Genomic DNA, 8,548 nt, shown 5'->3' with positions numbered 1-8,548 from the left:
CCCCCCCCCGCCCCGCGTCCGCCTCCGGGTTGCAGTAGCGGGCGTAGTTCAGGGGCGTCTTGCAGGCCAAGAAGCTGAAGGTGTTGCCGTCCGGGTCGGGCCGGCCGCTCCACGAGTAGAGGTAGGCGTCGAAATTGCCCTTGTCGGCGGCGTCGAGCGCGGTGGTGAAGTCGGTGGCCTGGAGCTTGACGTCGAATCCGGCCTCGCGGGTCATCGCCTGGATGACCTGCCCCACCTGGGGCGCCTCGTTGTTGGCGTAGACCGTCAGCGTGACGGACGGCTTCGCGATGCCGGCCTCCGCCAGCAGAGCCTTGGCCTTGGCGACGTCCCGCTTCGGGAGGGGATAGTCCTTCACGTAGGCCGGGTGCTTCGGGGAGACCCATTGGTTGCCGGGCAGGAACTCGCCGCTGAACACCACCTGGTTCAGGGCGTTGCGGTCGATCGCGAGATCGAAGGCGGCGCGCACGCGCGGGTCGGCCACGGCCGAGCCGGCCCGGTTCGGGTTGAAGACGATGGACTGGAAGCCGAGTTCGATGGTCGAACCGACCTTGAGCTTCGGGTCGCGGGTCACCTGCGGCAGGTCGGTGGGAGTCAGGCGCTCCAGGAGATCGAGCTGGCCGGCCCGGAGGTTGGTCAACCGTACGGTGCCGTCGGGGATCGGCCGGAACTCGATGCGCTTGAGGTGGATCTGGTCCTTGTTCCAGTAATCGTCGAAGCGCTCGACCACGATCCGGTCCTGCGGCACCCGCTCGACGAACTTGAACGGCCCGGCGCAAACCGGGGCGGTGGAGAACTTGTCGCCCAGCCGCTCGGCGGCCTTGGGCGAGACCATCATGCCGGCCCGGTCGGTGAACTGCGACATGAGGGGCGCGAACGGCGTCTTGAGGACGATCCTGAAGGTCAGGTCGTCGACGACCTCGACCCGGTCGATCGGCGCGATCTCGCCGCGCCTTTGCGAGCCGGGGAGCTTCAGGTGGCGCTCGATGCTGTACTTGGCCGCCGCCGCGTCGAGTTTCTCGCCGTCGTGGAACAGCACGCCCGGCCGCAGGGTCATGGTGAGCGTCTTCTGGTCCTCCGACAGGTTCCAGCCGGTGGCGAGCTGCGGCACCGGCTTCAGGTCGGGTCCGATGTCCACGAGCTTGTCGCACATCGCCGCGAAGACCATGCGGCTGGTGAAGGTGCGCGCCAGCGTCGGGTCGAGGGCGTCCGGGTCCTCCATCAGGCCGAAGCGCAGGGTCTGGGCCTGGACGGGAGACAGCGCGGCAATGCCCGCGACGAGGCCGGCAGCGAACAGACGCAGCATCGAGCTTCCTTCAGAACTGGGATCGGTCCGGACCGCAGATCCGCCACAGATTGAGGGCCGATCGGCGCGAGCCGGGAAGACGTCCGAAAGTGCATACATTATCCGTGCCAGCGAAGCGCTTGGCAACGCCCCGGGCTCACCAGACCGAGACCTGTCCGTCCCGCCGGGGATCGCTGGCGCCGACATAGCCCTCGGTGCCGGGGTCGCCCATGCGCCAGATGAACTGGCCGGCGCCGAAATCCTGGTAGCTGTCCTCGATCACGTCGACGCGGTGGCCGCGCTCGACGAGCCCCTGCAGGGTCGCGGCCGGCATCGCGGCTTCCGCGTTGATCTCGAGGCCGGCGTTGAAGCGCCAGCGCGGCGCGTCGCAGGCGGCCTGCGGGTTCTGGCCGTGGTCGATCATCCGCACCAGGGTCTGCATGTGGCCCTGCGGCTGCATGTTGCCGCCCATCACGCCGAAGCTCATCACGGGCGCGCCGTCTTTCGTGAGGAAGCCCGGGATGATGGTGTGGAAGGGCCGCTTGCCCGGCGCCACCACGTTGGGGCTCGCCGCATCCAGCACGAAGCCGTAGCCGCGGTTCTGCAGGGACAGGCCCCATTCGGGCACGACCACGCCGGAGCCGAAGCCCATGAAGTTCGACTGGATGAAGCTCACCATCATGCCGGATTCGTCGGCGGCGGTGAGGTAGATCGTGCCGCCCCGGACCGGGTTGCCGGCGCCGAAGGCTTGAGCCCGGCGCGGGTCGATCAGCTTCGCGCGCGATGCGAGATAGCCTGGGTCGAGCATCGCCTCCGGGGTCACCGCCATGCTGCGGGCGTCGGCGACGTAGCGGTAGGTGTCGGCGAAGGCGAGCTTCATCGCCTCGATCTGCAGGTGCTGCGCCTCCGGCCCGTCCGGGGCCAGGCCCGCGAGCTCGAAGGATTCGAGGATGCCGAGGGCGATCTGGGCGGCGATGCCCTGCCCGTTCGGCGGGATCTCGTGGAGGGTGTAGCCCCGGTAGTCCTTGGCGGTCGGCGTCACCCATTCGGGCCGGAAGGCGGAGAGATCCGCCACGTTCATGGCGCCGCCATGCGCCGCGGCGTGCCGGGCCATGGCCTCGGCAATCTCGCCCTCGTAGAAGGCGCGCCCCTTCGTCTCCCCGATGGCCCGCAAGGCGCGGGTGATGCCCGGCAGGGTGACGCGCTCGCCCACGTGCGGAGCGCGGCCATGGGGCAGGAAGGTCTCGGCGAAGCCCGGCTGGCGCACGAGATCCGCGACCTTCGCGGCGGCGGCCCATTTCTGCTGCACGACCACCGGCGCGAGGTAGCCGCGCTCGGCGATCTCGATGGCGGGCTGCAACAGGTCGGCGAAGGGCAGCTTGCCGAAGCGCTCGCTTAAGGTGACCCAGGCGGCGACCGCGCCCGGCACCGTGACGGAATCCCAGCCCCGCATCGGCGGCCGCTCGCCCGCCCCGTATTTCCGGGTGAAGTAGTCGGGGGTCCAGGCCGCCGGCGCCCCGCCCGAGGCGTTGAGCCCGTGCAGCTGCCGGCCGTCCCACAGGATGCAGAAGGCGTCCGAGCCGAGGCCGTTGCTGCAGGGCTCGGTGATGGTCTTGGCCGCCGCCGTGGCGATGGCGGCGTCCACCGCGTTGCCGCCCTGCCAGAGCATGCGGATGCCGGCCTGGGCCGCCAGCGCGTGCGAGGTCGAGACCATGTTGCGGCCGAAGATCGGCATCCGCACGGTGGGGTAGCCGGTGGTCCAGTCGAACGGCGTCATCGGTACGAACTCTCACGCATCGGGGACTCCGCCGATGATGGAGACGAACGGCCGGGCCGCCAAGTCGAGCGGGCGGCTCCGGCGGGTTTCGCTCAGCGTTCCGTCTCCCGTTCCGGCATCAGGCGGTTGATGACGCTGTAGTTGATCGCCGTCCAGAACTCGGAGGTCTCCGGATCGGCGAGCGCGTTCTCCGCCGCTTCGATCACCGCATGGTCCGGGGACACCAGGAAGTCTTCCACGTCGTTGAGGGAGTCGAAGGACAGGACCGTGATCCCGTCGATCTTCGAGCCCTCGGGATCGTCGGCCTGGGTCGAGCCGAACGGGTGGAGCTGGGCATATCGGCGGACGTACTGCGTGGTCGCTGCCTGGGCACGGACGAGGTCGGCATGGACCCCGAGCCAGGCCGCCTGGAAGTCCGTGCGCGACAGGTGCGGGCGGCGCCGGTGGATCTTCACGAGGCTGACCGGATCGCGGTGGCGCGCGCTCGCGATCACGATGTACTCCCGCGCAACCTCGCGGGTGACCATGCGGAAGGCGGTCCGCTCGTCCGCGATGATGCGCGTGGCGTATTGCTCCTGGCCGAGCACGGCCTCGATGTCGTCCGTCTCCGCGTAGGCGATGTAGGCGAAGCCGTCGAAGCTCGGGCGCCGGTAGGCCGGCACCTGCGCGGCCGGGTCGGGCACCAGCCGGCCCTCGGCGTCGACCATCGCCCGGTAGGGCGGCCGGAAGCCGGAGGACGGCCCCGACGCGACCCGGTGAACCTGATCGTAGCGCAGCACCCGGTCGTTCTGCGTGCCCGGCTCCGCGTAGGCGAATTTCGGCCCGTGCACCTTCCGCCAGTACTCGTCCCAATGCTCGAAGGCGAGGTTGGGATCGGGCTCCAGCGCCACGGCCTCGGGATGGCGTTCGGGGCGCATCACCGACCGGCCATCGCGGCCGACATTCGACCCCTCGTCGCGCGGGCGCCGGTCGCGGGGCGTGTCGTCGCTGCGGGAGACGAAGGTCGGCGTCACGATCAGGGGCTTCGTCGTCGTGCGAGTGGCCTCCCCGTAGGGCGGACGCTGAAGGAGGTCCGAGCGGGCGAGGTCCGGGGCGGTACGATCTGTCATTGGGGGGTCCTTCGCGCCGGTGGCGGCCGTCAGGGGATGACCCGCTCGGCCCGCAGGCGCGCGAACAGGTCGAAGAACGCGTCGTCGGTGGCCTGGTAGTCGAGGAAGCCGAGGCGCCGGCTCTTGCTCATGTCGGTGACGACCTCGATCGGCCGGCCGAGATCCGCGTCCGTGTGCCAGGCCGAGGCGAGGCGCCCGAGATCGGCCTCCTTGAGGCCGTGCCGCGCGGCGAGTTCGGCCCAGAGCGGGGCGGCCCCGTCCATCTGCTGCTCAAGGGGCAGGATCGTGCCGTCGAAGGGCGCCGGCGCGACGCCGAACCATGCGGCGATCCGGCCCCACATCCAGCTCCAGCGGAAGACGTCGCCGTCGACGATGTTGAAGGCCTCGTTGCGGGCCGCCGGCGTGGTCGCCGCCCAGGCGAGCTGGCGCGCCAGGATGCGCGCGTCGGTCATGTCGGTGAGCCCGTTCCACTGGGCGGCCGAGCCGGGAAAGCGGAACGGCCGGCCGGTCTCCCGGCAGAGCGTGGCATAGACGGCGAGCGTCACGCCCATGTTCATGGCGTTGCCGAGCGCGTAGCCGATGACGGTGTGGGGCCGGTGCACGCTCCAGCCGAATCCGTCCCGCTCGGCGGCGGCGAAGACCTCGTCCTCCTGCGCGTAGTAGAAGTTCTCGACGTCGAGCCGGCCCTGGTCCTCGCGGAACGGTGTCGCCGGCAGCGTGCCCTTCCCGTAGGCCTCGAAGGGGCCGAGGTAATGCTTGAGGCCGGTGACCAGGCCGACATGCTGCACGCCGCCGTTTGGCCGCAGGGCGTCGAGGAGGTTGCGCACCATCGCGCCGTTGACGCGGATGTTCTCGGCTTCCGTCTCCTGGCGCAGCCAGGTCGTGATGAAGACGTCGGTGGGGCGGATCTCCGCCAGCGCGCCGCGCAGGCTCGCCGGGTCGAGCAGGTCGGCGGCCACCGGCGTCACGCCGGGCAGGTCGGCCGGCGGGCGCCGGGCCAGACCCGCCACGGACCAGCCCTCCGAGACGAGGTGGCGGGCGAGGTTGTTGCCGACGATGCCGCTGACGCCGGCGATGAGGGCCGTTCGGGTCATGAATGTCTCCGTCTTGATCTGAACCGGACCTATGGAGAGAGTGCAGCCCCGACCAGACGGCACCGGTTGGGGTCATAGGCACCGGAAGGTAACCACGATGGAGAGGCTGAGCGCGGATGCGGAGTGGCGCGAGGATTGTGCGCCGCGTCGGGTGCTCGAACTGTTCGCGACCAAGTGGACGAGCATGGTGCTGCACACGCTCCACGCCCGCCATGCCGGCCGCGCCCGCACCGGCGTGCTCCAGCGCAGCCTGCCCGGAATCTCGAAGAAGATGCTGACCCAGACCCTGCGGGACATGGAGGCGAGCGGGCTCCTGACCCGGCACGTGGCCGGCACGGTGCCCCCCGCGGTGGAGTATCGCCTCACCGACCTCGGCAGCCGCTTCGTCGAGCCGGTGGAGCTTCTCTATGCCTGGGGTCGTGCCAATGCCGACGCCCTCGACGACCTGAAGCCCCGGCCGACCTCCCGGCGCTGACAACCCGGAGGTCCGCCCGGGCCACCGGCATTCGTACGCGTTCTCACGAATTCTGTGACCTTTCCGCGTCTCGGCCGTTGATGAGGCATGCCGAACCGGTCGCGACGGCGTGACCGGCCATCCCGAACCAACGACGCGAGGTCCTTTTCATGAAGTCATTCGTCATCGCCACCGCCCTCCTGCTGACCCCCGTCGCCCTCGCCGGCACGGCCCAGGCCCAGGGCACCATCCGCGGCGCCGAGCGCGGCGTTGAGGACGGCAATCGTGCGGCCGGTCCGATCGGTGGCGTGGTGGGCGGCGCCGTCGGCGCGGCCACCGGCACCGTCGGGGGCGTCCTCGGTGTCGATCCGGATCGCCGCGAGGACCGGATCGAGCGTCGCGAAGAGCGCACCACCATCACGCGCGAGCGCCGCGACCGCTGAGCCGACCGCCTCGGCCCCCGCTCGGGGGGCCGAGGCCTTCGCGTGCCCGTCCCCGCCGGACCGCATGACGCCCGATCCCGATCCGCACGCGCACCTCCTGGCCACCGCCCGGGGGGTGTCCGACGCCCTGCACGAGGCCCTCGCGCGCCTGGGGCCCGTGCCGATCGACCCGCCCACCCACGCGCATGTGGCCGACCGCCTCGCCCTCGAGGTCGTCAACCAGCAGCTCTCGACCCGGGCCGCGGCGGCGATCTGGGGCCGCGTCGAGGCCGCCGCGCTGCTGCGCGGCATGTCGCCCCGCGACCTCTTCGTCGAAGACCACGCCGAGACCCTGCGCGGCTGCGGCCTGTCCGGCGCCAAGGTGCGAGCCGTGCTGGCCATCCGCGCCGCGGACGAAGCGGGCCTGTTCGGGGCTCCGCTTGCCACCCTGCCCCACCCGGAACGCTCGGCGGTCCTGCGCAGCATCAAGGGCGTCGGGCAGTGGACCGCCGACATGATCGGCATTTTCCACTACCACGACCCGGACATCTGGCCGGCCGGCGACGTCGCAGCCGTCGGCAGCCTGCGGCGCCTGACCGGCTGCACCGACACGCAGGCCTACGCCCTCCCCTTCGCGCCCTATCGCTCGCACCTCGCCCGGGCGATGTGGCGGGTGCGCGATCTCGTGCCGGCCCCGACCCTGGCGGCCTGATCAGCGCGCCCCGAGGGGCGGCGTGCTCGCCGGCGGGCGGCGCAGGTTCGTCGCCCGCTCGAAGGCGTAGGCGAGACCGAGGAGCTTCGACTCGCTCCAGGGCTTGCCGAGGAGATCCATGCCGACCGGCACGCCCTCGGGCGCCGTCTCGGTGGCGGCGGAGAATCCGGCCGGGACGTCGATGGCGGGGAAGCCGGTGAGCCCGGCGACGATCCCGTTGCGGTCCGCCTGGTTGAGTTCGCCGATGGGCACCACGAGGCGCTTCTGCAGCGGGTAGACCAGCGCGTCGAGGTTCTGGGCCGCGAAGACTTCGGCGACATGCGCCTTCAGGGCGGCGATCCGGCCGAGGCGGGCCTTGTATTCCGGGTCGGTCATGCCGTCCTGGCGCGCGTCCGCGGCGGTCAGGAACTTCTCGAGGGCGGCCCGGTGGAACTGGCCGGAGGCCAGGATGCCGGCGAGATCCTTGTGCGGCGCGTTGGGAATCGTGGCGAGATAGCCGTTCATCAGCGCCTTGAACTCGAAGGTCTGCACGTCGTCGTCGCGGTTGAGGGCGTCGGCCTCGAAGGCCGGGTCGTCGATCCGCACCAGGGTGGCGCCCGCCGCCTCCAGGGCGTCGAGGGCCCTCTGCATGACGCGGTTGACCTCCGCATGCTCCGGCTTCGTCCCGAACAGGGCGGTGACGACGCCGAGGCGCGCGCCCTTCAGGGCGTCGGGTTTCAAGGCCTCGGCATAGCTTGCGGCGACCTTTCCGGCCGCCGCGGCGGTGAGCGGATCGGCCGGGTCGGTTCCCGCCATGGCCTGCAGCAGGGCCGCCGCATCCGCCACCGTGCGGGTGATCGGCCCGATGGCGTCCTGCGTCTTCGAGACCGGCATGATGCCGGCGAGGCTGATCAGCCCCTGCGTGACGCGCAGGCCCACGAGGTTGTTGGCCGAGGCCGGCGAGCGGATCGAGTTGACGGTGTCGCTGCCGAGGCCGCCGAGGGCGAAGCCGGCCGCCATGCCCGCGCCGACGCCGCCGCTGGAGCCGCCGGGGGTGCGGGTGAGGTCGTAGGGATTGCGGACCTGGCCGCCCAGGGAACTCACCGAGACGCCGCCGAGGGCCAGCTCCTGCATGTTCGCCTTGGCCAGCACGATGGCGCCGGCGGCGCGCAGGCGGGCCACCGAGGTGGCGTCCTGGGCGGGCTGCGCGCCCGCGAGGGCGGCCGAGCCGCCGGTCGTCGGCACCTCGGCGGTGTTGTAGTTGTCCTTCAGCAGCAGGGGCACGCAGCCGAGCGGCTTGGCCGCGCCCGCCGCAGGGTCCGCATCGTAGGCCGCGGCCTGCGCCAGGGCCTGCGGGTTCACCGCCCGGATCGCCGCGAGCTTCGGGCCGGCCTGGTCGTAGGCGGCGATGCGATCGAGATAGCCCTGGACGAGCGCGCGGCAGGTGGTGCGGCCGGAGGCGAGCGCCTCCCGGACCCCGGCGATCGTCGCGTCCTCGACCCGGAAGGGCGCCGAAGCCGGCTCCTGCGCCGCGACGGGGGCGGCTTGAGCCAAGAAGATTTGGGCCAAGAAAATTTGGGTGAAGACGGCGCCGGTGAGGACGCAGGCCGGTCCGGAGCAGGCGATCTTGGGCATGGGATTCCGATGCGGATCGAGGAGGCCCGCGATCAGGCAGCCTCCGGACCCGGCGGGTCAAGCCGCTCCGTTGACGCCGGGCCG

Annotated in this window: 8 protein-coding genes; 3 read left to right on the top strand and 5 right to left on the bottom strand. The window is 71.4% G+C overall.

From position 1 onward, the window contains the following. From AC3WLN_RS12420 to AC3WLN_RS12405, 4 genes are all read right to left on the bottom strand, one after another. Positions 1-1,303: ABC transporter substrate-binding protein (locus tag AC3WLN_RS12420; protein ID WP_492481579.1), on the bottom strand; the 1,303-nt coding region annotated here is incomplete at its 3' end. A 136-nt stretch (positions 1,304-1,439) separates the two neighbouring features. Beyond that, positions 1,440-3,059 carry a gamma-glutamyltransferase family protein gene (locus tag AC3WLN_RS12415; RefSeq protein ID WP_492481577.1) on the bottom strand — a complete coding sequence of 540 codons (1,620 nt, stop codon included), beginning with the start codon at positions 3,057-3,059 and terminating at the stop codon, positions 1,440-1,442. 92 nt (positions 3,060-3,151) lie between these two features. Further along, entirely contained in the window at positions 3,152-4,168 is a 1,017-nt protein-coding gene (locus AC3WLN_RS12410; protein ID WP_492481575.1) for an EthD domain-containing protein, read from the bottom strand. Between the two features lie 29 nt (positions 4,169-4,197). Then, positions 4,198-5,262: an SDR family oxidoreductase gene (locus AC3WLN_RS12405; protein WP_492481573.1), complete on the bottom strand. Its 1,065-nt coding sequence runs from the start codon at positions 5,260-5,262 to the stop codon at positions 4,198-4,200. Positions 5,263-5,359: 97 nt separating this feature from the next. Here AC3WLN_RS12405 and AC3WLN_RS12400 point away from each other — a divergent pair, with 97 nt between their 5' ends. The 3 genes from AC3WLN_RS12400 (at position 5,360) to AC3WLN_RS12390 (ending at position 6,850) form a co-directional block, all read left to right on the top strand. Continuing rightward, positions 5,360-5,737 carry a winged helix-turn-helix transcriptional regulator gene (locus AC3WLN_RS12400; RefSeq protein ID WP_492481571.1) on the top strand — a complete coding sequence of 126 codons (378 nt, stop codon included), beginning with the start codon at positions 5,360-5,362 and terminating at the stop codon, positions 5,735-5,737. Between the two features lie 149 nt (positions 5,738-5,886). Beyond that, positions 5,887-6,159 carry a hypothetical protein gene (locus AC3WLN_RS12395; protein ID WP_463774186.1) on the top strand — a complete coding sequence of 91 codons (273 nt, stop codon included), beginning with the start codon at positions 5,887-5,889 and terminating at the stop codon, positions 6,157-6,159. Positions 6,160-6,223: 64 nt separating this feature from the next. Then, positions 6,224-6,850 (top strand): DNA-3-methyladenine glycosylase family protein, encoded by a 627-nt coding sequence (locus AC3WLN_RS12390; protein WP_492481569.1) that lies wholly within the window; start codon positions 6,224-6,226, stop codon positions 6,848-6,850. Here the strand turns inward: AC3WLN_RS12390 and AC3WLN_RS12385 are convergent, their stop codons facing one another. Further along, the gene (locus tag AC3WLN_RS12385) at positions 6,851-8,464 is read right to left on the bottom strand and encodes an amidase family protein (RefSeq protein ID WP_492481567.1); all 1,614 of its coding nucleotides are present in this window, start codon (positions 8,462-8,464) and stop codon (positions 6,851-6,853) included. Between the last annotated feature and the right edge of the window lie 84 nt (positions 8,465-8,548).

The sequence above is a fragment of the Methylobacterium sp. FW306-05-D genome (genome assembly GCF_058782155.1).
The sequence above is the reverse complement of the archived record's forward strand: the minus strand, read 5'-3'. Positions and strand labels throughout refer to the sequence as shown.

What these genes read in the sequence shown, in the direction of transcription:
- AC3WLN_RS12415 (WP_492481577.1), bottom strand. Translation starts at nt 3,059, where the DNA reads ATGACGCCGTTCGACTGGACCACCGGCTACCCCACCGTGCGGATGCCG.
- AC3WLN_RS12410 (WP_492481575.1), bottom strand. Translation starts at nt 4,168, where the DNA reads ATGACAGATCGTACCGCCCCGGACCTCGCCCGCTCGGACCTCCTTCAG.
- AC3WLN_RS12405 (WP_492481573.1), bottom strand. Translation starts at nt 5,262, where the DNA reads ATGACCCGAACGGCCCTCATCGCCGGCGTCAGCGGCATCGTCGGCAAC.
- AC3WLN_RS12400 (WP_492481571.1), top strand. Translation starts at nt 5,360, where the DNA reads ATGGAGAGGCTGAGCGCGGATGCGGAGTGGCGCGAGGATTGTGCGCCG.
- AC3WLN_RS12395 (WP_463774186.1), top strand. Translation starts at nt 5,887, where the DNA reads ATGAAGTCATTCGTCATCGCCACCGCCCTCCTGCTGACCCCCGTCGCC.
- AC3WLN_RS12390 (WP_492481569.1), top strand. Translation starts at nt 6,224, where the DNA reads ATGACGCCCGATCCCGATCCGCACGCGCACCTCCTGGCCACCGCCCGG.
- AC3WLN_RS12385 (WP_492481567.1), bottom strand. Translation starts at nt 8,464, where the DNA reads ATGCCCAAGATCGCCTGCTCCGGACCGGCCTGCGTCCTCACCGGCGCC.